Source organism: Phascolarctobacterium faecium (assembly GCF_003945365.1).
In the GTDB taxonomy this organism is placed as follows: Bacteria; Bacillota; Negativicutes; order Acidaminococcales; family Acidaminococcaceae; genus Phascolarctobacterium; species Phascolarctobacterium faecium.
In genome coordinates, this window is sequence record NZ_AP019004.1 from 960,530 (window position 1) to 984,332 (window position 23,803).

Here is a 23,803-nt window from a genome sequence, read left to right on the forward strand (position 1 = left end):
TCAAATTTGGCATTGACATAAGATGGCAATTTTATTGTTGCTTTATTATGTCTGTGTTATCGTATTATAATAGAGGTGATATTATGAATTTCTCAGATAAATTAGTATTTTTATTATCGGTTACGCATACTTCGAACATTAAATTGGCTAAGGCTATCAATGTAGATCCATCAATGATTAGCAGATTGAGAAAGGGTCGGCGGAACATACCGAGGAATATCAATCATATAAAAGCAATGGCAAAATATTTTGCTAAGCGCTGTAATGGAGATTATCAACGTTTTACATTAGCTGAAATTTTAGGAATGGAAAGAATAAGAACTTTTACAGAGGAACAGCTTATTGAGGATGTTCTCTTAGAGTGGCTTTCAGGAACGATGAGTGACGGAATAAATAATGCAGGTTTGTTTTTGAGAGCAATAGATTGTTGTATGATTCCCAATAATAAAGGGGAAAGTGATATTGATAAAAATGATGTTTTAAATTTGGAATCCAAAAGAATTAAACACGTGGAAGATGGAATAAATATTTTTTTTGGCAATGAAGGCAAAAGGCAGGCATTGGAACTTTTTTTGAGCAGGATACTGGAGCAAAAAAAATCTTGCATTATAAAGATAACAACAGATGAAAATACAGAATGGTTGCTGGAAAATTCTGAATATACTAAATATTTATCAAAGATATTGAATAAGTTAATCAATATGAAATGTTACTTTAAAATAATAATACCTGCTGTTACAAATCTAAATGGTATTCTTGAATTAATGAATTTATGGTTGCCTTATATATTAAGCGGTAATATAGACATGTATTATTATCCACGTTTAAAGGATGAACTTTTTCGTCGAACCTTGTTCATAGCTTCTGATTGGGCTGTACTTTCGTCTACCTCAATTTCATGTTGTAAAGAACAGGGTCTTACATTATTAGGTTTTGATAAAAAAGTAATTATTGGGTTTGAAAATGAATTTGACGGATATATTATGTTGTGCCGTAAACTTGGAAGAACTTATGATTTTGAGCAGTACAGATCTATTTTTTTTAGGCATGCGTTGGAAAGAACTGGCAATTTTCCTAATTGTATTTCTAGAAGCAGATCACTATCTTTTACTACGATACCTAATGATATCTTGAATAGATTGATGGATAGTTGCGGGATTACTTCTAACAGAACATTTTTAGAGATTATGATGCGGGATAATTGCCATTTGTATAATGTAATAGAAGAACAGCTATTTATAGACATAATGCCATTGGCCGCTTTCAACGATATACTAAAAGGAGTAGTTCCGATTGCCGGATCAGAAATTATATTTGGAAAACAATACTATTATTCTGCATATGATTACAAAAAACACCTTGTTAATTTGTTAGAATTGCTTGAAAGAAATGTAAATTATTATGTGATACTGGATGATGAATATGATATTTGTCAGAATATTATTCATATCAAAGAGGGAGCATATGTTATTTTATTAAGGAAAAAAGAACCAAATTCTATTATTGAAATATCAGAAAATAATATGGTTGCTGCATTTTGGGAATGTGTTTATAGAAAAGTTATAAAAAAATACAAATTGGATGTAAAAAGGAGGGAAAGTATTTTTGAAATAACAAAACTTATTCAGCAACTTGAACATTATGGAGTTTGAAAATAAGCTGATTATTGAATTATCAGTTGTTTAGTAAAAAATATTATTTGACTATATTAAATATTTGCGTATAGCTGTGTAAGCTTACCTGTTTTTAGTATAATATAGCGATAATTTAGCAAGTTGTAGAAATTTAGTATTTATGCATATCTTCTCAAGTTACTGTTGAGAAAGGATTAAAGGTGAACTAAGATAGTATCTGGGCTTTTTCTCCATTTAGTAAAACATTCTTTGTCAATTAGCTATGTACGAGCAAATTTGTACAAGAAATAATTTTTTCAGTCATACTTGGTATGAATGCATTGATAGCCTTCGCAATTTCTTTCATTAATAGTATGGTGTTAAAATGCGTTCTAATGATTTTCGTAATCAGTGACCATGTTGTTTTTTTTAGACAATCTTGTTGCCTCTTTAAATATGTAGTTTCTATACTTGTACTAGTTCTATATTGAAAGTTCTAATTACATTTGCATCCCGCCAAGATATTAATCCTTGCTTATATGTGGTAATTAGAATATCTTTTTTTACGTAAAACTATGATTTGTCCTATTTATATGCTTACCTATGAGAGTGGTGAATTTGTATATAATCAAGGACATAATATTTATGGCACACTTGAACAAAAGGCCGCATTGCGCGCTATTGTAAGTTGAGGTATTATAAAAGTAGATTTTGATGGAATTTTATGTTTTTTTGCAATTAACTAAATTTGGAAAAGTGGAGTATTTTTAGTATTATATAATTAGTATTTTAAGGAGGGTAAATTTATGGAAAATCAATCATATGTGGAATCAGTTAAGCGTACAAGTATTGTACAAAGCTTTTTTGCCCAGGTTTATGGGTGGATGTTTTTTGGACTTTTATCAACGGGGATAGTCGCCTATTATACGGCACATTCTCCGGCGTTGTTAAATCTGATCTTTGGCAGTCAAATAACGTTTTATGCGTTTTTGTTTGCGCCGATCGTGTTGGTTATGATCATCAGCAGCAAAATCAATTCGCTGAGTGCGAGTATGGCCAGCTTTCTGTTTTTTGTTTATTCAGCTGTAACCGGCGTTACACTGTCGGCAATTTTTCTTATGTATACGCAGGAGTCCATTGCAACGACTTTTGGGATAACGGCAGGTACTTTTGGCGCAACAGCTCTTTTTGGATATGTCACTAAAAAGGATTTAAGCAAAATGGGCAGTATCTTGTTTATGCTTTTGATTGGTTTGATCATCGCTTCGGTCGTCAATATGTTTTTGAAAAATGACACTATGATGTGGATTCTTACTTATGTGGGGATCGTTATCTTTGTTGGCCTTACTGCTTACGATATGCAAAAGCTTAAAAAAATCGCTCACAGCATAGATGACGATGAAAGCAGTATTGCTAAATTTGCGGTGCTGGGTGCTTTGACTTTGTATCTTGATTTTATTAACCTGTTTTTACGGCTGCTGCAGATTTTTGGTAAGAAGCGTTAAAAGTTATCTGTTTTGAGAACAGACGGATTGTTTATAGATGCGGGAGATTTTGTTGGTGAATGTAAAAAACAGCTGACCTTTATTTTATGGTCAGCTGTTTTTATTTGTTCAGCAGTTATAAAAGTTGAAAATAGTTAGAGTATCCAATGAAGTATTAAATAGGTATCTTCTGATTAGAATGTCCATTCAGCTCCAAGACGCCAGGTACGGCCATCAATATCGTAAGCATGATTATCGTCAATATTGAAGGTTTTATCAAAAATATTATCGACGCCGGCATAGGCTCGGAAGTTTTTAGTAAACTGTTTGTTGACGATAAAATTAAGAGTGTTATAGGTATATTCGTTATCATAAGTTATGCTGTTATTGGTGGTTCTGGATAAATAGTCTACATACCACTGGCTCCACAAGGTTGCTGTTAATGGATTTGGTTTATTGTCGCTGTAAACTAATTGTACCGTACCGTTGTGTTTTGCGCGTCCGTTTAAAAAGCTGTTATCTGATTTGTCACGGGCGTCTAAATAAGTATAGGTTGCTTTGACTTGCCAGTTATTATTAAAACTGTAACCAACTTCCCCTTCAATACCGTCGATCTCTGCTTCAGAAATGTTTTCGTATTGTGTTCTCATAATTATTGAAGGCGGCATACCGATAATCTGCACAGAGCCGCTTTCAATAAGGTTTTTTACGTTGTTATGGAAATATCCGAGTTTAGTAAAAGCTTTGCCTTTTTCGCCTTCGATACTGATGTCAAAAGAAGTCGATTCTTCTGGTTCCAGATCAGGGTTTCCCAAAACCTGGACGCGCATAGATCCCATGGTTCGATCCATTGAATAATAGAGCTCGGCAATGCTTGGCGCGCGATAACCTTTGCCGTAGTTGATTTTTAAACGGCTGTTGTCGCTTAAATTATAAGTGCTGCCTATTTTAGGGGAAACATGGCTTCCGAAGCTGCTGTGGTTATCAAAACGGATGGAAGGAACCACGAAGAAACGGTCGTTGATTTGCCATTCGTCCTGGATATAAGCTGAATAGGTTTCCAGATTTTTCTCGGAACCATATTTGCTTATTCCGTAGAGAGTATCTTGGTAAACTTTGTCCCCGCCGGCGCCTAGACGAGTTCCTTTATTACCAAGATTGCTGTATTCTGCGCCGTATGTCAAGGTATGCTGATCTGTCAATTTAGAAGAATTTTTTCCTTCGATAACTAAAGTGTTGTATTCGCTGCGATCCCAGTCTGTCCAGTCGATGCCATTCCAGTTAGAACTGGGACGTTTTTGGTTTGCCTTTTTTAATGTATTATAGTAAGCCCTGATATTATAATTGTTTTTGTCATCTTTACCGTAATAATTTATGCTGTAATCAGAACGATTATTGTTATACCATTCGATATTGCTGGAATCAAAGGCTGTAAACTGTTCTTTCATAAAAGAGGCGTCAAAGTCGAGGCCTCTGTTTTTGCCAAGGTCGTAGTTTGCAGAAAGGTTAAGGTAGCGTCGTGGACCGTACATGTTTGTGCTGACGCCATCTGACTTTGATACTTGTTTGCGGATATCTTCAAGATTACCACTAATTTTAAAGCTAAGATTTCCTTGTTTTCCTGAAGCGTAGGTCATATTGGTTCCCATTTCTTTGGAACCTGTATATACGCCGATGCTCGCGCTGGGATCGGTTGCTTTTTTAGTGATAATGTTGATGACACCGCCCATAGCGTCGCTGCCGTATAGTGCGCTGCCGGGGCCGCGAACTATTTCTATACGTTCCACGTCGTTGATATTGATACGGCTCAGTTCGTATACGTTAGCTGTAACACTGGTGTTTTCACCTGCCATCCGTCTGCCGTCGATCAAAATCAAAGCGTGGGAATTATTCATGCCTCTGATTTGAACAACATTACCGGTCATTCCGGTTTCCTGAACGTCAAGACCAATAGACATTCTTAAAGCATCACGGACACTGTAGGCGCCAAGATTTTTGATTTTTTCCTGGGTGATGACTTCTGTTGCCATTGGGACTTTCTTTTCAGATAATGCTGTTTTGGTGGCTGTTACAACATATTCGTCCAGAACGTATTTTTCCAAGTCGTTCTGACTTTTGCTTGTTTCCGCAGCGTAGACATTATTGACGAGTGCGCTGCATAGACATAGGGCTAATAATACCTCCCTGTTTTTCTTAAAACTACCCATCTCATTACACTCCCTTACGTATGGAAATATATTTATTTGCTATGAGGTATTTATAAATTGGCCTCATAAACAAAAACGTGGTTAGCGATCGCTAACCACGTTGATTATTACATAACTTCACAATTTTGTCAATAATAAAGTTAGCTTTAGCTAACTTTATTTGTAATTTTTACGAAACAGTGTAGGGGAAGCAGACAGGATAACAGTTTTCGTCCTTTTGCAGAGTGGTGATCAGAGCTTTTACGTCATAAAGATGTTCGATGACTGGCTCGGTAAAAACTTCACTTACTTGCCCGTCTGCAACTATTTGGCCGTTTTTGACAGCGACTAAACGCTGGCTGTAACGAGCTGCATGGTTAAGGTCATGCAGTACCATAATGACTGTTAACTGTTTTTCGTAATGCAGCCGTACTACTAATTCCATCAATTCCAGCTGATGGTGTACGTCTAAATAGGTAGTAGGTTCATCTAAAAGCAGGATCTGCGGCTGTTGGGCCAGTGCCATTGCCAGCCAGGCTCTTTGGCGTTCGCCGCCTGAAAGTGTATTGATAGAGCGGCTGCGGAACTTATCCAGTTCTGTGATTTTTATCGCTTCTTCTACTGCGGCAAGGTCTTCTTTCTTTAGTGAATCAAAGAATTTCTGGTAGGGCAGACGGCCATATCGTATCAGTTCTTCTACAGTTATGTCGGAAGGAGCGTGAGAGGATTGCGGCAGTACAGAAATTATCTGCGCTACGCTTTCGGTGTTCATAGCGTTAATATCGCTGCCGTTCAGATAAACTGTACCTGCATATGGCGTGAGCAGCCGGCAGAGTGCTTTTAACAGGGTGGATTTACCACTGCCGTTGGGGCCAATGATAGATACGATCTCGGGTTTGGGAAAGCTGATATTCAGATCATCGATTATTTTATGAGCTCCATATTGCAGAGTAATATTTTGTGCTTTTAGTGTGGCTGCCGCGGTATTCATTTTCTCATCCTCCGTTTTAATAGATACAGGAAAAAGGGTGCGCCCAGGAATGACATAAAAATACCTACCGGTACTTCCAGCGGAGTGAACAGGGTGCGTGCGGCAGTATCTGCCAGGGTTACGATAACTGCGCCGCTGATTGCCGAGCATGGCAGCAGATATTCATGGTCAGAGCCAACTATGAGACGCATGATGTGCGGGACTATCAGTCCGACAAAACCGAGCATACCGGCTACGCTGACTGCTGATGCTGCCAGCAAAGCCGAAAGAATGATCAGCAGAGTGCGGATACGTACAACACGAATACCAAGGTTTTTTGCAACTTCTTCGCCTAGCTGCAGGGCATTAAGCTGCCTTGCACATAGAAGTGTTCCCAGAATACCTATAAAACTATAAGGCAGGATCATTTCGACATGGCTCCAGCTGCGGCCTTGAAATCCGCCTGCCATCCACATGACTGTACCCTGTATACGTTCTGAATAAAATACGCTCAAAGCAGTCATACCACCACCGAAAAAAGCGGCGATGGCTACGCCGGCTAAAATCATACGCAGTGGATTGATGCCTTTTTCCCAGGCAAGGAAAAATACCAGGCCAGTAGATAAAACAGCGCCGATAAAAGCGGCGGCAGGTACAAGGTTCATTGCTTCGGGGGCTAAAATCATCAGGAACATAGCAAACAGCCCGGCTCCGGAACTGACACCGATGATACCGGGGTCAGCCAGAGGGTTGCGCAATACGCCCTGCAGGATACAGCCTGCAAGCGCCAGGTTGGCCCCTGTCAATGCTGTGACCAGTGTGCGCGGCAGACGCAATACGTTGACGATACGGGTAGTATCAGCAGTGCCACCTCCTGTAAGTGCAGTATATATATCAGTATAGGTGATCGTTATAGCGCCGCAGGAAATACTTATAAAGAAAGAGAGGAGTAAAAATATGCCTAAAGCACAGAAAATTATTATACGTAATTTATTTCTTTTTTCGAGGCTGATCGGGTTCAATTGCTGCCACCTGCTTTATCAAGATATTGCTTCATGATTTTCATAGCGTCGATAGTGTGCGTGCCTGGATTTACCAGGAATAAGTTTGACGGCAGTTCATAGACGTGGCCTTTTTTTACGGCATTGATATCGTGCCATAGAACATTGTTTTGCATGTCGTTTCTAAGCTTTTTAATAATTTCTGTTCCCTGATCCATGGTGATGATCAGGATAAGATCGGGATTTTCTTTGCCGATATATTCCAGGCTCAGAGGTGCGTAGGCTGAATCTTTGACTGGTGCGGCATCGGCGATGTTACGACCACCGAGGCGTTTTAGAAGATCGCCGCTGAAGCTTTGAGATGTAGCCATGTTGAAGCTGTCTGATGAACCGAAGATGATCATTGTTTTAGGACCAGAAGCAGGAGCTGCATCTTTTACAAGCGCTGAGTAATTTTTTTCTATTTCTTCGCGTTTGATTTGCGCTTGCTGTTCATGGCCTGCTATTTGACCGTAAAAAGAAATGGTATCTAAAACATTTTCGTAAGATGTGATGCTGTTGATGTAAACAGGAACGCCGATTTTTTTGAATGGTTCAATGAGCAAAACGTTAAATGGAACGTTAGTGCCGATAACGAGATCAGGCTTTAGTGACATTATTTTTTCGACGTGAGGGGCATAAATAGCTCCAACATCGGGAATATCTTTGATTTGTTCTTTTATGTCTTCAGGATAGGAATCGCTGGTGGCTTTTCCAGCCGCCTTTCCTCCGATAGCAGTGTAAATTTCTAGATTGGAGGGGTTTAAAAATATTATTCTTTGTGGGTGTTCCGGCATGACAACTGTTTTTCCGATACTGTCGGTAACAGTTAATGTCCCTGGACCGCTCAATTTTGATTCGCTTTGAGCAAATAAAAAATAGCCTGTTAAGGCTAAAAGTAAGACAAAAAATGCTAATACAAATTTTTTCATATAAGCCTCCTAATAGTTAGCGTTTGCTAACTATTAGGATACCACATTAGGCTATATCTTTGTCAATATCGGCCGAAAAATATTTAGATTATAGCATTAAAAAATTTCCTTTTTGCAAAATCTCTAATATAGTTGTGCAAGCTTGCCTGTTTTTGGTATAATATAGTGATAATAAGGAAGGTGGGTAAACGAGTGAAGAGCAAAAAGCTTGGCATTATGGGCGGCACTTTTGATCCTGTTCATTTGGGGCATCTGCAGACAGTCAAGTTTATTTACGAGCATTTGGGCTTGGAAAAAATAATTTTTGTTCCTGCGTTTATTGCGCCTCATAAGGTTGGTCTGGAGTTTGCACCTGCTGCTGACCGTTATCGGATGACGGAGCTGGCAACGGAGCCTTATCCTTATTTTGAAGTTACTGATATTGAATTGCAGCGCAGCGGAGTTTCCTATACTTATGATACGGTTATGGAGTTAAAGGCCCGCTATTCAGAATATGAGCTGTATTTTATTATTGGTGCCGACGCTGTGCCGATGCTGAACACCTGGCACCGCATCAGGGAATTGCTGGCAGAAGTGACTTTTATAGCTGCTGACAGGCCCGGTTATGGGCAGACTATTGACAAGGTTTGCGAATTTTTTGGCGAGCCTGCTAAGAATAAAATTATACTTTTGGATACTCCTGAAGTAGATATTTCTTCGACTGGCATTCGTGAACGTGTCAGACGAGGACTTTCTATTAAGGGTCTGGTACCGGAAAGTGTAGAAAAGTATATTTTAGAGGAGCATCTCTACCAGTCTTAATGGTAGTGAGAGGAGTTGTTATCATGCTGGATATCACAGAAATGAAAAAACTTCTTAAAGCATCTTTGCCTCATAAGCGTTTTAAACATTCTTTGGCTGTATACGATACTGCTCTTGAACTGGCAGTTTTTTACGGACTGGATAAGGAAAAGGTTGGCGTTGGGGCATTACTGCACGATTGCGGGCGTGAGATACCTACGCGTGATCTTTTGATGCATACAATTGCTTTGGGTTTACCGATGGATGATGTCGAAAGGAATCAGCCTATTTTACTGCATGCCAAACTGGGCGTATATTACGCCCGGGAAAAATACGGCGTTACCGATCAGGAAATTTTGGATGCTATCCGTTTTCATACTACTGGTGCGGCAGGCATGAGCAAGATGGCGATGGTTGTCTATCTGGCTGATCTGCTGGAGCCGACCCGTGATTTTGCAGGTATCGAGGAAATGCGCCGGCTGGCTAAGGTTGACCTGGAACAGGCCATGATAAAGGCTTATGCGCAGACGATACGTTATTTGCTGGAATACGACCTTTTGGTACACCCTCATTGCATAGAGGGGTATAACGAATTGGCGGCTAAGTTTAAAAGGCTTAAATTGAATTTGTAGGAGATGCCAATGTCTGTGGAAGAAAATAGAGAAAGCAGGCCTGTCCGCAAGAAACGTAAATTACGTTGGGGCAGGCTGGTATTTGTACTGTTGGTTTTGGCGGTACTGCTGACGGGAGCTTTTTGGGGAACAGTCTGGATCTATGACAATTTTATCAATCCGCCGAAGGTTGATGTTGTTGGTGCCAGCGACAAGATAACCCAAAATGAAAAATTGAACAAGCGCATCAATATTTTGCTTTTGGGTATAGATGACGGTGACAGTGATGCTGCTCCGGATGAACCAAAGCGAACTGACGCGATGATGCTGGCCAGCTTTGACCCCGGCGATAATAAGGTTGCGCTGCTTTCGCTGCCGCGTGACACCAAGGTGCAGATCCCGGGCCGGGCTGGTTGGGATAAGCTGAATGCAGCCTATGCTTACGGCGGTGTGATGATGGCCAAGCAAACGGTAGCCAATCTGCTGCAGGTACCGATCCATTATTATGTTTTAGTGGACTGGCGTGCGTTTATTGATGTTATCGATCTGATCGGCGGCGTTGATTTATATGTGGAAAAGGATATGTATTATGAAGATCCTTATGCCGATCTTGTTATTGATATTAAACATGGCTATCAGCATCTGGACGGTAAGCGGGCAGGCGAATATGTGCGTTTCCGCAAAGATGAGCTGGGTGATATTGGCCGCGTGCAAAGGCAGCAGAAGTTTATGAAAGCGGCGGCAGCACAGATTTTCAATATCGATACGGTGACTAAGATCCCGGCGCTGTTTTCGACTGTTGACAGACATGTGGAGACCGATATGAACACTTTGACGATGATCAAGGCTGCAAACAGCTTTAAGCTGTTTGGTGACGAAAAGGTCAAGTCGGGTATGCTGTATGGTAATTTTGACGATACAGAAGGTATCAGCTATTGGGCTACATCACGCGAGGAAGTTCAAAAATCTTTGGACGAAATCGGCATTCCCTATATGAAAGATGATGAAGATGAACAAGAATAAAGGAGGCGAAAAGATGGATTTTACTACTAAAGAAATTGCACACAAGATCGCGGCGGCAGCCTGCGATAAAAAAGCAAAGGATATTTTGCTGCTGAATATGGAGAACATTTCTCCTGTAACTGATTATTTTATTATTGCCAGCGCTGGAAATAATATTCTAGTTAAAGCTATTGCTGACAATATCGAAGATAAATTGGCGGAGGCAGGCATTTTTGTTACTCACAAAGAAGGCTATGCTGAAGGTCGTTGGATTTTGTTGGATTATGGTAATTGTGTTGCGCATATCTTTATTGAAGAAGAACGCGAGTTCTATAATCTGGAACAACTGTGGGCTGATGCTCCGTCGGAAGAATTTGTGGAGAGCAAAAATGACTGATGAAAAAGACATGGCAAAGCAGCTTAAATATCGTGCGGGTGACGTTGTTACTTTAAAAGTGGCACGTCTGGGCGAAATGGGCGCTTTCCTTGACGCTGGTACGGGCGATACTTCTGATGATATCCTGCTGCATAAGCTGCAGCAGACGGAAGCGGTCAATGTTGGCGATGAAGTTAAAGTCTATTTGTATAAAGATCCGCATGGCCGTTTGACGGCGAGCCAGAAATTACCGAAAATGCGCGAAGGGCAGATCGGTTACGTTAAGGTTTTAAGTGTGACCAAGGACGGCGGGTTTGTGGATATCGGCGCTGAACGCGGTGTATTTTTGCCGTACAGCGAAATGCGAGGGCATGTGTCGCCGGGTCAGCTGGTCTGGATAAAGCTGTATCGCGATAAAACAGGACGCCCTGCTGTCAGTATGCGGGTGGAAGAAGAAATGCTGAAGGCTTCCAAACCTGCTGTTGGTGTCAAGGTCGGCGACAGCGTGACAGGTACTATCTATAATATCCTGCCGGAAGGCTTCTTCATTTTTACTAATCAGCGCTTTTTGGCGTTTCTGCATCGCAGTGAAGTTCCCGGCGGGCGTTTGGATTTTGGTCAGGAGATCACGGCTCGCATCACTTATATTCGTGAGGATGGCAGGGTAAATCTGTCCTTACGCCAGCAAAAAGAAAATGCTATGATCGCCGATGCGGAAGATATTTTAAATTTTTTACATAAACGGAATGGTAAAATGCCTTACTGTGATACTACACCGATGGAAATCATTAAGGAAAAATTTGGTATCAGTAAAGCAGCTTTCAAACGTGCTTTGGGGCATTTGATGAAGGATGGCCTGATCGTGCAGGAAGAAGGCTGGACTATGCTGACTGAAAAAGGACTGCAAAGCGAAAAATAAGTAAAGACTCTCGTTTGGGCGAGAGTCTTTTTTTATGCGCGTTATTTGTGGATGTTAAAAAACATTTCTTAAAGAACAAATATTGGAAATTGTTTAAGAGTAAGGTATAATGTAGACAATAAGAAGTTTGAAATAGAAAGAGGAACTATTATGGACTCTAGCGGCTTAAAAGAAGATATTTTTTACAGTTCCAGCTGGATGCAGGAAATATTGGAAATCAGTAATATTGGTTTATGGCTTTTGGAAATAAACAAAAATAATACTGACGTGCGTCTGTATGCCGATGATAAAATGTTAGAACTTTTAGGGCTGCAGAAGAGTTTATCGCTGGAAGATAACTATAAACATTTTGCGCAAGGCGTGCTTGCAGAAGATCTGGAAATAGTGCAGAAATATATTGAACAGATGCTGACGACCAAAAGGCTGGTAGAGGTTCAGTATCGCTGGAAGCATCCATGGTGGGGCACAATTTTTATTCGCTGCAGCGGCAAGTTATATAAAGAAGACGATAATGCTTATTATATTCGCGGTTATCATCAGAATGCCAGCGATGTTGAGGTCTTAAGACAGGCCAATATCGAAAAGAGCAGGCAGCTGATAGAAGTTGTACGTAAACGTGATTATTATGACGAGCTGTTTCAGTCCGTATTGTGCGGTATCGTTCAATACAGGCCACAGGCTGACGGAAGTATTGTTTTTCAAAATGCCAATATGGAAGCTATCAGGATTTTTGGTTATGAAAAAGAAGAATTCTGGAAGCGTAAATCCTGGCGGATAGAAGATCTGGCTGCGCCGGAAGACTGTGATAGAGTATATCAGAGCATGAACGCGATACTGCTGGGCAAGGGGAAACAGTCTTTTGAATATCGGGCGCTGAGGGCCGATGGTACTTATTGCTGGATCATTGGCAGCGGTGAATATATCAAAAATATTGACGGAGAACGTGTTATTCAAAGTGTTTTTCTGGATATTGATAACAGAAAGCAGATGGAGCTGCTTAATCAGGAATTGCTGGAGCAGGATAAGGGTACTCAGGAACTGCTGCGCCAGGTTCTGGAAGGAACAAAAATTTTCCATTTTTATTATTATCCGCAAAAACGTCTGGAAGTTATGCCGGTAAGAACCAGTAAATATTTTAACTGTAGTATGGAATACAGGAATATTCCGGAAAGCTTTGTGGAAGATTTTGTGAGCGGTGAAAGTAAGGCAGATTGCTATGCGATGTACGAAGCTATTCATAATGGGGCTAAAACTGCATCTTCCACATTCTGTGACAAGAACAAGCAGTGCTGGGTGCGGGTAACAATGACTGTTATGTCATGGGATGATCAGCAGCAGCCGACTTTTGTCATTGGTATCATTGAGGATATCAGCGAGCAAAAAGGAATGGAGCTTGAAAAAATCGAGCTGCAGCCTATTTATAATTTTACGATAGAACATGACTATGATGCTGTTTGCATCTGTGATTTAAACAGTGGTGATTATGTGATGCGTTTTGCCGGTTATTGCGCTCATTACGGCTTGCCGCTGCGTGGCAGCATTAATGAACAGCTGCCGGTATTTATAAAAGAGTTTGTTTGTGAAGAAGATTGTGAGCATTTAAAAAGCTGGAGTATTGATAGTTTGCTGAAGTGCCTGGAGCAGGAAGAGGCTGTCATGCTGTATTTCCGTTCATCCGCTAAAGACGGGTACAGATATAAAGAAGTTAAGCTTTCATATTTTGGTAAATTAAAAGAACGGCTGCTTTTGACGATGCGCGATATCCATGAACGCACGATGCAGGAGGAAGCAAATAAACAAATCATCAGTGACGCATATCAGCTGGCTTTACAGGCCAATCAGGCCAAAAGTGAATTCTTTTCAAAAATGTCGCATGATATCAGAACGCCGATGAATGCTATTATGGGGCTGGCGGCTTTAGCGGCACATTGCGACGACAAAGATCATGTAGATGATTATTTGAAAAAAATTGTCACTTCTGGCAAACATATGCTGGAGCTGTTGAATGAGGTTCTGGATATGTCGAAGATCGAAAGCGGCAAAACAGAATTGAACTCGGAAGCATTTTTATTAAAAGAAAAAGTTGAGGAAGCATTAGATATCATTAAACCTGCTGTTGAGGAGAAACGGCATCAGCTGATTGTGGAAACAGAGGCACTGAAAAATATAACTGTGCTGGGTGACGCGTTGAGACTGCAGCAGATATTACTTAATCTGTTGTCCAATGCCGTTAAATATACGCCTGATGAAGGTGTGGTAAAGCTGACGGTTACTGTTAAGCCGTTACCGCATGATCTGGCTGTTTTTGATTTTATTGTAGAAGATAACGGCATTGGGATGGAACAAAGTTTTATCGAGCGTATTTTTGAGCCGTTTATAAGAGCAGAAGATTCTCGGGTCAGTAAAATACAGGGAACTGGTCTGGGCATGACGATCAGTTTGAACCTGGCAAAACTGATGAACGGGTCGATCGATGTTGAGAGCTGTGTTGGTAAGGGCAGTAAGATCACTGCTTCTGTTTGTCTGAAGGTGCAGCGTCAGAACGGAGTTGCGGTCGAGTATGAACAACCTGCCGGTGATAACGAAAATGCTGCTGATATTGATTATAGCGGTAAACGGGTACTAGTAGTTGAGGATAATGCAATCAATCTGGAAATTGCTTTAGAGTTTTTGAAGCTGTTGGGCTTGACTTGTGAATCCGCTGGTGATGGTGCAGAAGCATTGGAAAAATTCCTGGCGGCGCCTGAAGGATATTATGATTTGATTTTTATGGATATCCAGATGCCAACTATGAATGGCTATGAAGCGGCAAGAGCAATCAGAGCTGCTTCTCGCAGTGATGCGGTCTGGATTCCGATTATTGCCATTACTGCGAATGCTTTTTCGGAAGACGTGAAAATGGCGCTGGCCGCGGGGATGAATGCACACATAGCCAAGCCGTTTGAACTAAAGCTTTTGAAAAAAATAATACGTCAATGGCTGAAATAAGACGACTGAAAGAAGCTCCGTTTTGTAGGGGCTTCTTTTTTGTGTTATAATGCAGATATCTATTTCAGAAAAGAGCGGAGAGAAACCATGGATTATTTTGTCTTGACAGTTGCTTCGTTGATATTATTTGCTGCTACTTTTTTCAGTACTGTAACTGGTTTTGGCTTTGCGCTGATCGCAGCTCCTGTATTAACGATGGTCATGGGGCCGAAAGAGACAGTTGTATTTGTTATTATCGCCGGTGTTATTGTGCGTGTGATCATGATGTGGCGTACCTGGGGAGAATTTGAGTGGCCGACAGTTTTGATAACAGCTGCCGGCAGTCTGTTGGGGATTATTCCCGGAGCGTATCTGCTGAAAGTGGCTGATGCTAATCATTTAAAGATTTTATTAGGGATAGCGCTTTTGCTTGTAACGCTTTTGATGGAATTAAATTTTGTGCCTGAGGTCAAAAATAAAAAGCTGGGACGTGTTTCTGCTGGTTTTTTAAGCGGTTTTTTCAGTGCGACTACCAGTATCAGCGGGCCGCCGATCGCTTTATATTTTTTGAGTGAGAATATGGAGAAAAATTTGCTGCGCGCCAATATGATCTGGATCTTTGCTATCGGCAGTTTTTGTACTTTAGGCAGTTTTTTTGTTGCGGGTACATTTCAGGGTGGAAATTTGATTGCTTTGTCGCTGTATGTGTTGCCGGCAGTACTTTTAGGCTGGTGGCTGGGAGAAAAAATGTTTTTCCGTATCAATCAGCATTTATTTAAGCGCATTGCGCTGCTTGTAGTATTGATAGGCGGGGTAATGACTTTGGGAAGTGGCATCAACGGTGTGCTCCATTGATTTTGTTGTAACATTGTTTACAATAGACAGTGCATAAAAATTAATTTTTTTGAATTTTATGCTTTTGCTTGACACCTTTTTGATACGGGTCTAAAATAACAACAATTAAGTTTTACACAAGAAATTTAAATTAGGTGGGTTGATCGTGGAATCTGTTTTGAGAACTAATTGGGTAAATGAATATGCTTTTGACTTTAGCCGGGGCTATTTTTATTTTAGCGCTGGTTATTTTACTTGCTCAAAACTGCATAATTCTATTACCGTAAACAGATGCCGATACCGTAGCTGAGATATGCTGCTGTAAATAAGAAGATGAATTTTTAATCAGGCTCTCTTACGAGGCCTGATTTTTTTTATTATCTTGTGTAAATAAAAATGAAATTAAGGAGTGGAGATAAATGATTATAGTAATGAAACCGGGGATTCCCGCAGAAGAGGAATTGAGAGTAAAAAGCTTGATGGAAAGTAAGGGGTTTCAGATCCATGAAAGCCGCGGTGCTAATTTTACCCTGTTCGGTGTAGTAGGCGATACGGCTGCCTTCGATATGAATCAGCTGAGAGTATATGACTGCATTGACAAGGTTATGCGTGTGCAGGAGCCTTATAAACGTGCTAACAGGATGTTTCACCCGGAAGACAGTATCGTAGATGTATGCGGGGTGAAGGTGGGAGGCAAACAGATCACGGTAATGGCAGGCCCTTGTTCAGTAGAGACGCGGGAACAGATTATCGGCGTGGCGGAGGATGTGAAGCAAATGGGCGCTGCGATCCTGCGTGGCGGCGCTTTTAAGCCGCGTACTTCTCCATACTCTTTCCAGGGACTGCAGGAAATCGGACTGGATTTATTAAAGGAGGCTAAAGCTGTTACCGGGCTGCCGATCATTACAGAAATTATGTCAGCAGATAAGATAGAACGTTTTGTAGAAGATGTGGATGTGATTCAGGTAGGCGCCCGCAATATGCAGAATTTCGAGCTTTTGAAGGAGCTGGGCAAGACAGATAAACCGATTTTGCTGAAACGCGGTTTGTCTGCGACGATAGAGGAGTGGCTGATGTCGGCTGAATACATTATGGCCGGCGGTAATGATAGTGTTATTTTATGCGAGCGTGGTATCCGAACCTTTGAAAATTATACTCGCAACACTTTGGATCTGAGCGCGATCCCGGCAGTAAAAAAACTCAGTCATTTGCCGGTGGTGGTTGACCCCAGCCACGCGGCTGGTATGTGGTGGATGGTAGAGCCGCTGGCTAAGGCAGCAGTAGCCGTAGGTGCTGACGGACTGATCATTGAAGTGCATAATGATCCTGAGCATGCGTTATGTGACGGAGCTCAATCCCTGAAACCTGAACGCTTCGGCAGGTTGATGCAGGATCTGAAGATCATAGCAGGAGCCGTTGGACGTGAGCTATAACAGGTTATAATTAAATTTAACCATATAAATTAAAAGGAGAGAACAAAAATGATTATTGTAATGAAACCAGGCGCACCGATGCAGGAATGTGAGAAGATTAAAAACGGACTGATCAATAACGGCTTCCAGATCAATGAGATAGTCGGCGTGAATATGACGATCCTGGGCGTTATCGGAGATACCAGTACTTTAGATATCAATCTGCTGCGCGTTAACGATTGGGTAGAAAAGGTCATGCGTGTGCAGGAGCCGTTCAAACGGGCAAACAGGATGTTCCATCCGGAAGACAGCGTAGTGGATGTCAACGGGATCAAGATCGGCGGCAAAAAAATCATCGTTATGGCCGGTCCATGCTCGGTAGAGACCGAAGAGCAGATCATTTCCGTTGCTAAGTCGGTAAAGCTCGGCGGAGCCGCTATGCTGAGGGGCGGAGCTTTCAAGCCGCGTACTTCACCGTATTCTTTCCAGGGATTGAAAGAAAAGGGATTGGAGCTCTTAAAAATCGCTAAACAGGAAACCGGCCTGCCGATCGTTACCGAAATCATGTCAGCTGATAAAATCGAACGTTTCGTGGAAGATGTGGATGTTATTCAGGTAGGGGCCCGGAATATGCAGAATTTCGAGCTTTTGAAGGAGCTTGGCAAGACAAATAAACCAATTTTGCTGAAACGTGGTTTATCAGCGACGATAGAAGAATGGATCATGTCGGCTGAGTATATTATGGCCGGCGGTAATGATAATGTTATTTTGTGTGAACGCGGTATCCGTACCTTTGAAACTTATACCCGTAATACTTTGGATCTGAGCGCGATCCCGGCAGTAAAAAAACTAAGCCATTTACCGATCGTCATTGATCCGAGCCATGCTTCCGGCATGTGGTGGATGGTTGAACCGATGGCCAAAGCTGCTATCGCAGCCGGTGCAGACGGATTGATCATTGAGGTACATAACGATCCCGAGCATGCACTGTGTGACGGGGCACAATCACTGAAGCCGGAACGCTTTGCACACCTGATGGGTGAATTGAAGGGTATTGCGCAAATAATCGGCAGAGAGATGTAGGATATAGTATAATAATGTTAAAAACGGCTGTTTGCTTGATAAAAAACAAGAAGCCGTTCAAATTATCGTAGGATTGTAGAATGGAGAAAGTTTAACGAGGTGAACGTAGTGGAAAGTGGTTTTAGAAGCACGGATTGGCAGCAGCTTACTTTTGCTGTGGTAGGTATGGGACTTATCGGCGGTTCTTATGCCAAAGCGCTGAGGCGCCTGGGCGTAAAGAAGATCATCGGTGTCGATACTGACGGCAAGGTGCTGCGGCAGGCTCAGGAACAGGCTGTTATCGACGAAGCTCTTTGCGGGGCAGGCCCAGGACTGCAGGCGGCAGATGTAGTGATCTGTTCGGTTTATCCGGCAGCTACGCTGGATTTTGTAAAAAGTGCGGTGCCTTTTTTGCAGAGTGATGTTTTGATAACCGATGCTACAGGCATTAAAGGCAGCTTGCCTGAGGACGTGCAGCGACTGCTTACCGGAAGGATGGAATTTATTGCGGGGCATCCGATGGCCGGCCGTCAAGGCAGCGGTTTGGGTATGTCCCAGGCCGAGATTTTTGACGGTGCCAATTATATCGTGGTGCCGGCAGCTTTTAACAGCAGTGGGGCGATCGAATGGCTGAGCAGCTTTGCAGGCGCGATTGGCTGCGGGCAGGTAGTGCAGGTTGATGCCGTTGAGCATGACCGCATTATCGCCTATACCAGTAATTTGCCTCATGCTTTAGCGGTAGCGCTGATCAACAGTGCTTCTTATAATGAAAATACGAAATATTTTATTGCCGGCAGTTTTCGCGATGGAACAAGGGTCGCAGATATCAATCCGTATTTATGGAGCGATTTGTTTTTGGCGAACCGGGAAAACGTTCTGCAGGAATTAGCTGCATTCAGCCAGCAGTTGGAACGCTGGCGCGAAGCGCTGACAGCTGCCGACGCGCAGGCCCTGCAGGAAATGATGCGGGAAGCTGCGATTAAAAGAAAGGATTTGTACTGATGCGTACGATTACAGTAGCGTTAGGTGAGAAAACATATAATATTGAAATCGCAGCCGGGCTGCTGGATCAGATCGGGGCAAAGGCCAGAGTGCTTTCTCAGGCGGTAAAAGCGGCAATCATCAGCGACAGCAACGTAGATCCTTTATATGGCGAAAGGCTGGAACGCAGCCTGGCTGCCAGCGGGTTTGAGGTTACGAGGATAGTTTTTGCCGCCGGTGAGCAAAGTAAAAATTTAACTGTGCTGGGTCAGGTTTATGACGAACTGGCACGGGCAGGCTTGACGCGCAGTGATTTGATCCTGACTTTGGGCGGTGGTGTGCCGGGCGATTTAGGCGGATTTGCGGCAGCTACTTTTTTGCGCGGCATTGATTTTATTCAGGTACCGACCTCGCTTTTAGCGCAGATCGACAGCAGCGTAGGAGGCAAGGTGGCTATTGACCTGCCGTCAGGCAAAAATCTGGCAGGCAGCTTTTATCAGCCAAAAGCAGTATTTATAGATCCGGATTTATTGAAAACTTTACCGCTGCGGTTTTTGCATGATGGTTTGGCTGAAGCGATCAAATACGGCTGTATTCGCGATGCCGGCCTGTTTGCTCAGATCGCTGCTGTTAAAAGTGATCAGGAGCTGCTGGAGCAGGCGGACATTATTATTGAGACCTGCTGTAATATCAAGGCGCGGATCGTTGAAAAAGACGAATTTGACACAGGAGAACGTATGCTGTTGAATTTTGGGCATACTATCGGGCATGCTATTGAAAAATGCTGCGGTTTTACTACTTATACTCACGGTGAAGGCGTTGGCATCGGTATGGTACAAATGACGCGTCAAACGGAGAAGCTGGGCCTTACGGCAGCAGGTACTGCAGAGGAGTTGAGCCGCGTACTGAAAAAGTTTGCTTTGCCGGTAAGTGCAGTATTTGATGCTCAGGAAATTTTACAGGCAATGGCTTTGGATAAAAAAAAGAGCGGTAAAAAAATTAACCTGGTAATTATTGAAAAAATAGGCGTCGGACGCCTGCATAAAATAGACTGGCAGGATATACCTGCCTATATTGGATAGGAGAGCTCATGACGACATTGAAGATTACACCGGCAAAGCTCAACGGCAGTGTTTGCGTGCCGTCATCTAAAAGCATGGGGCACAGGGAAATTATCTGTGCCGGACTGTCGGCGGGAACCAGTATTGTTGATAATATCAGTATGTCTGACGATATGGAAGCTACTCTACGCTGTCTGACTGCATTGGGGATCGGTTTTCAAAAAGTTCCTTCAGAAAGATCAGGACGCACAGCTTTGGCTATTAATGGCAGTGGTAATGTTCGAGTTTCGCAAAGTACTGCCGATTGCGGAGAATCAGGTTCGACATTGAGGTTTATGATCCCTCTGGGGGCATTGTGCGGTGAGCCGCTGACATTTACTGGTCACGGAAAGCTGGTAACGCGTCCGCTGCAGGCTTATTATGATATTTTTGACAGGCAGGAGCTGTCTTATACAACTGCCTCTAACGGGTATTTGCCTTTGACGGTGAACGGTGTGCTGAAAAGCGGCGATTACGAGCTTCCCGGTAATGTCAGCTCGCAGTTTATCAGCGGTCTGCTGTTTGCTTTGCCGCTGCTTGCAGGCGATTCTGTTTTGAAAATTACTTCTGTACTGGAGTCGCAGAGCTATGTGGATCTGACCTTGTCGTGTCTGGCAAAATACGGAATCGTTATCGAACACGAAAATTATTATAAATATCATATCGGCGGCGGTCAGAAGTATCGCTGCGGCAGGAACATGGTGGAAGGTGACTGGTCTCAGGCGGCGTTCTGGCTTGTAGCCGGCACGCTGGGCAGGCAGATTACCTGTACTGGACTAAACAGGGACTCGTTGCAGGGGGATATGGTCGTTGCGGATATTATCAACCGGATGGGAGGGAAAATAACCTGTGATGCCGAAGGTAATCATACGGCCTCGAGTGCGTCGACTAATGGTGTAGTTATCGATGCGGCAGACTGTCCTGATATCATTCCTGTCTTAACGGTACTGGCAGCGGTCAGTGAAGGTACAACTGAAATCATCAATGCAGGACGGCTGCGTATTAAAGAGTGTGACCGTCTGGCAGCGATGACCAGTGAATTGAATAAACTGGGAGCCGCAGTTACAGAACTGTCTGACGGGCTGATTATCAAGGGGCGGCCGGAAGGTCTGCAGGGCGGCTGCGTTGATTCCTGGAACGATCACCGCATCGCGATGAGTTTAGCGGTAGCGAGTCTGGTTTGCAAAAAGGCGGTTATTATTAGTGGCAGCGAATGTGTTCAAAAATCATATCCTGAATTTTGGCAGGATTTTACAGCCTTAGGCGGAATGATCAAAACTGTGGGAACGGGTGAAAGTATATGAGCGGTGTTTATGGCAGAAAAATAAAAATGACGATTTTCGGCGAATCCCATGGTGCTTCTATTGGTCTTGTGATTGACGGGTTACCACCGGGGCTGGGAATTGATATTGATTTTATTAAACGCGAGATGGAAAGGCGTGCTCCGGGCCGCAATCTGCTTTCGACCCAGCGTCAGGAAAAAGACGCTTTTTTGATCCAGAGTGGTGTTTTTGAAGGGCGGACGACGGGGACACCTTTGTGTGCGCTGATCCCTAACAGCGATAGTCATTCTAAGGATTACAGTATTCTAAAAGATAATATGAGACCGGGGCATGCTGATTATTCCGGTAAGATCAAATATAAAGGCTTCAATGATTACCGTGGCGGCGGGCATTTTTCCGGACGACTGACTGCGCCGCTGGTGTTTATGGGAGCTGTTGCCAAGCAGGCTCTGGCTCGGTATGGCATTGTTATAGGGGCACATATCAATAATGTGGGTGAGATTTTTGACAGGAAGTTTGACCCATTGGGAGAAGATGCTGAATTATTGATGAGTCTGCGGCAGAAGGAATTTGCCGTATTGGACGATGTACGTGGGGCAGAGATGCAGGCGCTGATTTTGGAAGCGCGTGAGCGTCAGGATTCTATTGGCGGCAGTATTGAGTGCATGGCGCTTAATTTGCCGGCTGGTTTGGGCGAACCATTTTTTGATTCACTGGAAAGCCGTCTGGCACATGTGCTGTTTTCTATTCCGGCGGTAAAGGGGCTGGAGTTTGGTATGGGCTTCGGTTTCTGCCGCAGCACCGGTTCACAGGCTAATGATCCGCTGTATTATGATGGAGATTCTGTGCGAACTGAAACTAATAATAACGGCGGTATTTTGGGTGGGATTACCAATGGCATGCCTGTTGTATTCAAGGTAGGGTTCAAACCAACGCCTTCTATTTCCCTGCCGCAGAAAACGATAAATGTGGCTGAGCATACGAATACGGTATTGGAAATTAAAGGTCGTCATGATCCCTGTATCGTGCAGCGGGCAGTACCTGTCGTGGAAGGTGTTACGGCCTGGACTGTTTTAGATATGCTGTTGACTGCGGATATTGACGGTGAGGTGTGAGCATGGAAAAATTGGATTTAGAGGCGATCCGCCGCCGTATCGACAAGATCGACGCCCAGCTGGTTGCGGCGTTGGAAGAACGGATGGAGGCAGTGCTGGAAGTTGCGGCCTATAAAAAACAGCAGGGGCTGCCTGTGCTTGATGCGGCTCGGGAAGCTCAGGTGCTCTCAAAGGCCTGTATGCGTTTACAGCATAAAGAGTATGCACCGGCTGTTACAGCGATGATGACGACCATCATGGAGCAGAGCAAGGCTTTGGAGCATGTACTGCTGGCAGAGCCGCGAGTTCTGCCGCAGGAGGAGGTCATGGAGGTTGGCTGTTTTGGAATGCCGGGGTCTTACAGTCATCAGGCTTTGGAGAGATATTTTGCAGGACAGCATATAAACAGACATCATTATGCTTTGTTTGAGGATGTAGTGCAGGCGGTCAAAAACGGTGAGATCAAATACGGTGTTTTGCCGATCGAAAATTCTTCGACCGGAGGTATTACCGAAGTTTATGATCTGCTGCGGCATCACGATTGTTCTATTGTTGGTGAGCAGTGCGTGAAAATAGAGCACAATCTCTTGGGCGTTCAAGGTGCTAAGCTCGAAGATGTTACTACTGTTTATTCACATCCGCAGGGCTTTGCACAAAGTAAAGAGTTTTTTCATCAGTATCCGCAGATGGAGTTAGTGCCTTATTTCAGCACATCTAAAAGTGCAGAAACAGTGAGGGAAAAGCAGGATAAGCATTTGGCGGCGGTGGCTGGTAAGCAGGCTGCGGAAATGTATGGGCTGCAGATTCTTGCCGCCAATATCAACTATAATTCCAATAATTATACCCGGTTTATCGTCATTTCTAACGAAGCGGAACAGGCGCCTAATGCTAATAAAATTACGGTAGTAGTGGCAGTAAAACATGAACCGGGGTCATTATACAGGACTTTAGGACATTTTTATCACAGCGGTTTAAATATGATGAATTTGGAATCCCGGCCGATCGAAGGTAAATCATGGGAATATTTCTTCCACATCGACCTGGTAGGCAACCTGCGTGAAGAAAGAGTACGTCAGGCATTAGAACAGCTTTCCGACAGCTGCGCATATTGTAAGATATTAGGCAATTATCCTGCCGATGGTAGATAGGAGGTTTGT

The 23,803-nt window shown here is 43.0% G+C and carries 20 protein-coding genes; 16 read left to right on the forward strand and 4 right to left on the reverse strand.

The annotated features are described in order from the left end of the window. Nucleotides 1–83 precede the first annotated feature (83 nt). Both PFJ30894_RS04665 and PFJ30894_RS04670 read left to right on the forward strand, forming a co-directional pair. Nucleotides 84–1,652, forward strand: a complete 1,569-nt coding sequence (locus PFJ30894_RS04665; RefSeq protein WP_125669162.1) for a helix-turn-helix domain-containing protein — start codon at nucleotides 84–86, stop codon at nucleotides 1,650–1,652. A gap of 767 nt (nucleotides 1,653–2,419) precedes the next feature. Continuing rightward, complete coding sequence (locus PFJ30894_RS04670; RefSeq protein ID WP_021717296.1) at nucleotides 2,420–3,118, forward strand: Bax inhibitor-1/YccA family protein; 699 nt, start codon at nucleotides 2,420–2,422, stop codon at nucleotides 3,116–3,118. A 173-nt stretch (nucleotides 3,119–3,291) separates the two neighbouring features. On the opposite strand, the gene PFJ30894_RS04675 is transcribed toward PFJ30894_RS04670, so the two are convergent. From PFJ30894_RS04675 to PFJ30894_RS04690, 4 genes are all read right to left on the reverse strand, one after another. After that, a complete protein-coding gene (locus tag PFJ30894_RS04675; RefSeq protein WP_125669163.1) occupies nucleotides 3,292–5,304 on the reverse strand; it encodes a TonB-dependent receptor plug domain-containing protein in 2,013 nt (670 codons plus the stop codon). A gap of 169 nt (nucleotides 5,305–5,473) precedes the next feature. Next, complete coding sequence (locus tag PFJ30894_RS04680) at nucleotides 5,474–6,274, reverse strand: ABC transporter ATP-binding protein (RefSeq protein ID WP_125669164.1); 801 nt, start codon at nucleotides 6,272–6,274, stop codon at nucleotides 5,474–5,476. Further along, a complete protein-coding gene (locus PFJ30894_RS04685) occupies nucleotides 6,271–7,266 on the reverse strand; it encodes an iron chelate uptake ABC transporter family permease subunit (protein ID WP_442417833.1) in 996 nt (331 codons plus the stop codon). Before PFJ30894_RS04685 ends, PFJ30894_RS04680 begins: the two co-directional genes overlap by 4 nt. 5 nt (nucleotides 7,267–7,271) lie before the next feature. After that, nucleotides 7,272–8,225, reverse strand: a complete 954-nt coding sequence (locus tag PFJ30894_RS04690) for an ABC transporter substrate-binding protein (protein WP_125669166.1) — start codon at nucleotides 8,223–8,225, stop codon at nucleotides 7,272–7,274. Between the two features lie 192 nt (nucleotides 8,226–8,417). On the opposite strand from PFJ30894_RS04690, the gene nadD reads away from it, so the two are divergent. The 14 genes from nadD to pheA all read left to right on the forward strand — a co-directional run bounded on the left by nadD (nucleotide 8,418) and on the right by pheA (nucleotide 23,794). Beyond that, nucleotides 8,418–9,026, forward strand: a complete 609-nt coding sequence (gene nadD, locus PFJ30894_RS04695) for a nicotinate-nucleotide adenylyltransferase (RefSeq protein ID WP_125669167.1) — start codon at nucleotides 8,418–8,420, stop codon at nucleotides 9,024–9,026. 23 nt (nucleotides 9,027–9,049) lie between these two features. Next, entirely contained in the window at nucleotides 9,050–9,637 is a 588-nt protein-coding gene (yqeK, locus tag PFJ30894_RS04700; protein WP_231997951.1) for a bis(5'-nucleosyl)-tetraphosphatase (symmetrical) YqeK, read from the forward strand. Between the two features lie 9 nt (nucleotides 9,638–9,646). Beyond that, nucleotides 9,647–10,639: an LCP family protein gene (locus PFJ30894_RS04705; RefSeq protein ID WP_125669168.1), complete on the forward strand. Its 993-nt coding sequence runs from the start codon at nucleotides 9,647–9,649 to the stop codon at nucleotides 10,637–10,639. A 13-nt stretch (nucleotides 10,640–10,652) separates the two neighbouring features. After that, nucleotides 10,653–11,015, forward strand: coding sequence for a ribosome silencing factor (rsfS, locus tag PFJ30894_RS04710; RefSeq protein ID WP_113077309.1), 363 nt, complete (start codon nucleotides 10,653–10,655; stop codon nucleotides 11,013–11,015). Further along, nucleotides 11,008–11,913 carry a CvfB family protein gene (locus PFJ30894_RS04715; protein WP_125669169.1) on the forward strand — a complete coding sequence of 302 codons (906 nt, stop codon included), beginning with the start codon at nucleotides 11,008–11,010 and terminating at the stop codon, nucleotides 11,911–11,913. Before rsfS ends, PFJ30894_RS04715 begins: the two co-directional genes overlap by 8 nt. Nucleotides 11,914–12,063: 150 nt before the next feature. Beyond that, nucleotides 12,064–14,901: a hybrid sensor histidine kinase/response regulator gene (locus tag PFJ30894_RS04720; protein WP_125669170.1), complete on the forward strand. Its 2,838-nt coding sequence runs from the start codon at nucleotides 12,064–12,066 to the stop codon at nucleotides 14,899–14,901. Nucleotides 14,902–14,988: 87 nt separating this feature from the next. Further along, nucleotides 14,989–15,735, forward strand: coding sequence for a sulfite exporter TauE/SafE family protein (locus tag PFJ30894_RS04725; RefSeq protein WP_021717303.1), 747 nt, complete (start codon nucleotides 14,989–14,991; stop codon nucleotides 15,733–15,735). Nucleotides 15,736–16,133: 398 nt separating this feature from the next. Continuing rightward, on the forward strand, nucleotides 16,134–17,147 hold the full coding sequence (gene aroF, locus PFJ30894_RS04730; RefSeq protein WP_125669171.1) for a 3-deoxy-7-phosphoheptulonate synthase: 1,014 nt from the start codon (nucleotides 16,134–16,136) through the stop codon (nucleotides 17,145–17,147). Nucleotides 17,148–17,195: 48 nt separating this feature from the next. Then, nucleotides 17,196–18,209 (forward strand): 3-deoxy-7-phosphoheptulonate synthase, encoded by a 1,014-nt coding sequence (gene aroF, locus PFJ30894_RS04735; protein ID WP_021717305.1) that lies wholly within the window; start codon nucleotides 17,196–17,198, stop codon nucleotides 18,207–18,209. Between the two features lie 108 nt (nucleotides 18,210–18,317). Continuing rightward, nucleotides 18,318–19,190 carry a prephenate dehydrogenase gene (locus tag PFJ30894_RS04740; protein ID WP_231997953.1) on the forward strand — a complete coding sequence of 291 codons (873 nt, stop codon included), beginning with the start codon at nucleotides 18,318–18,320 and terminating at the stop codon, nucleotides 19,188–19,190. Beyond that, nucleotides 19,190–20,251, forward strand: coding sequence for a 3-dehydroquinate synthase (gene aroB, locus PFJ30894_RS04745; RefSeq protein WP_125669172.1), 1,062 nt, complete (start codon nucleotides 19,190–19,192; stop codon nucleotides 20,249–20,251). The genes PFJ30894_RS04740 and aroB overlap by 1 nt, the downstream gene beginning before the upstream one ends. Before the next feature lie 8 nt (nucleotides 20,252–20,259). Next, nucleotides 20,260–21,573 (forward strand): 3-phosphoshikimate 1-carboxyvinyltransferase, encoded by a 1,314-nt coding sequence (gene aroA, locus PFJ30894_RS04750; RefSeq protein ID WP_125669173.1) that lies wholly within the window; start codon nucleotides 20,260–20,262, stop codon nucleotides 21,571–21,573. After that, nucleotides 21,570–22,667, forward strand: coding sequence for a chorismate synthase (aroC, locus tag PFJ30894_RS04755; protein ID WP_021717309.1), 1,098 nt, complete (start codon nucleotides 21,570–21,572; stop codon nucleotides 22,665–22,667). The genes aroA and aroC overlap by 4 nt, the downstream gene beginning before the upstream one ends. A gap of 2 nt (nucleotides 22,668–22,669) precedes the next feature. Then, entirely contained in the window at nucleotides 22,670–23,794 is a 1,125-nt protein-coding gene (pheA, locus tag PFJ30894_RS04760) for a prephenate dehydratase (RefSeq protein WP_021717310.1), read from the forward strand. Nucleotides 23,795–23,803 lie beyond the last annotated feature (9 nt).

Coding starts and splice junctions, on each gene's coding strand:
- rsfS (WP_113077309.1), top strand. CDS start 10,653: ATGGATTTTACTACTAAAGAAATTGCACACAAGATCGCGGCGGCAGCC.
- PFJ30894_RS04705 (WP_125669168.1), top strand. CDS start 9,647: ATGTCTGTGGAAGAAAATAGAGAAAGCAGGCCTGTCCGCAAGAAACGT.
- aroB (WP_125669172.1), top strand. CDS start 19,190: ATGCGTACGATTACAGTAGCGTTAGGTGAGAAAACATATAATATTGAA.
- aroF (WP_125669171.1), top strand. CDS start 16,134: ATGATTATAGTAATGAAACCGGGGATTCCCGCAGAAGAGGAATTGAGA.
- PFJ30894_RS04720 (WP_125669170.1), top strand. CDS start 12,064: ATGGACTCTAGCGGCTTAAAAGAAGATATTTTTTACAGTTCCAGCTGG.
- yqeK (WP_231997951.1), top strand. CDS start 9,050: ATGCTGGATATCACAGAAATGAAAAAACTTCTTAAAGCATCTTTGCCT.
- PFJ30894_RS04675 (WP_125669163.1), bottom strand. CDS start 5,304: ATGGGTAGTTTTAAGAAAAACAGGGAGGTATTATTAGCCCTATGTCTA.
- pheA (WP_021717310.1), top strand. CDS start 22,670: ATGGAAAAATTGGATTTAGAGGCGATCCGCCGCCGTATCGACAAGATC.
- PFJ30894_RS04690 (WP_125669166.1), bottom strand. CDS start 8,225: ATGAAAAAATTTGTATTAGCATTTTTTGTCTTACTTTTAGCCTTAACA.
- PFJ30894_RS04665 (WP_125669162.1), top strand. CDS start 84: ATGAATTTCTCAGATAAATTAGTATTTTTATTATCGGTTACGCATACT.
- PFJ30894_RS04670 (WP_021717296.1), top strand. CDS start 2,420: ATGGAAAATCAATCATATGTGGAATCAGTTAAGCGTACAAGTATTGTA.
- PFJ30894_RS04725 (WP_021717303.1), top strand. CDS start 14,989: ATGGATTATTTTGTCTTGACAGTTGCTTCGTTGATATTATTTGCTGCT.
- aroA (WP_125669173.1), top strand. CDS start 20,260: ATGACGACATTGAAGATTACACCGGCAAAGCTCAACGGCAGTGTTTGC.
- aroF (WP_021717305.1), top strand. CDS start 17,196: ATGATTATTGTAATGAAACCAGGCGCACCGATGCAGGAATGTGAGAAG.
- PFJ30894_RS04715 (WP_125669169.1), top strand. CDS start 11,008: ATGACTGATGAAAAAGACATGGCAAAGCAGCTTAAATATCGTGCGGGT.
- PFJ30894_RS04680 (WP_125669164.1), bottom strand. CDS start 6,274: ATGAATACCGCGGCAGCCACACTAAAAGCACAAAATATTACTCTGCAA.
- aroC (WP_021717309.1), top strand. CDS start 21,570: ATGAGCGGTGTTTATGGCAGAAAAATAAAAATGACGATTTTCGGCGAA.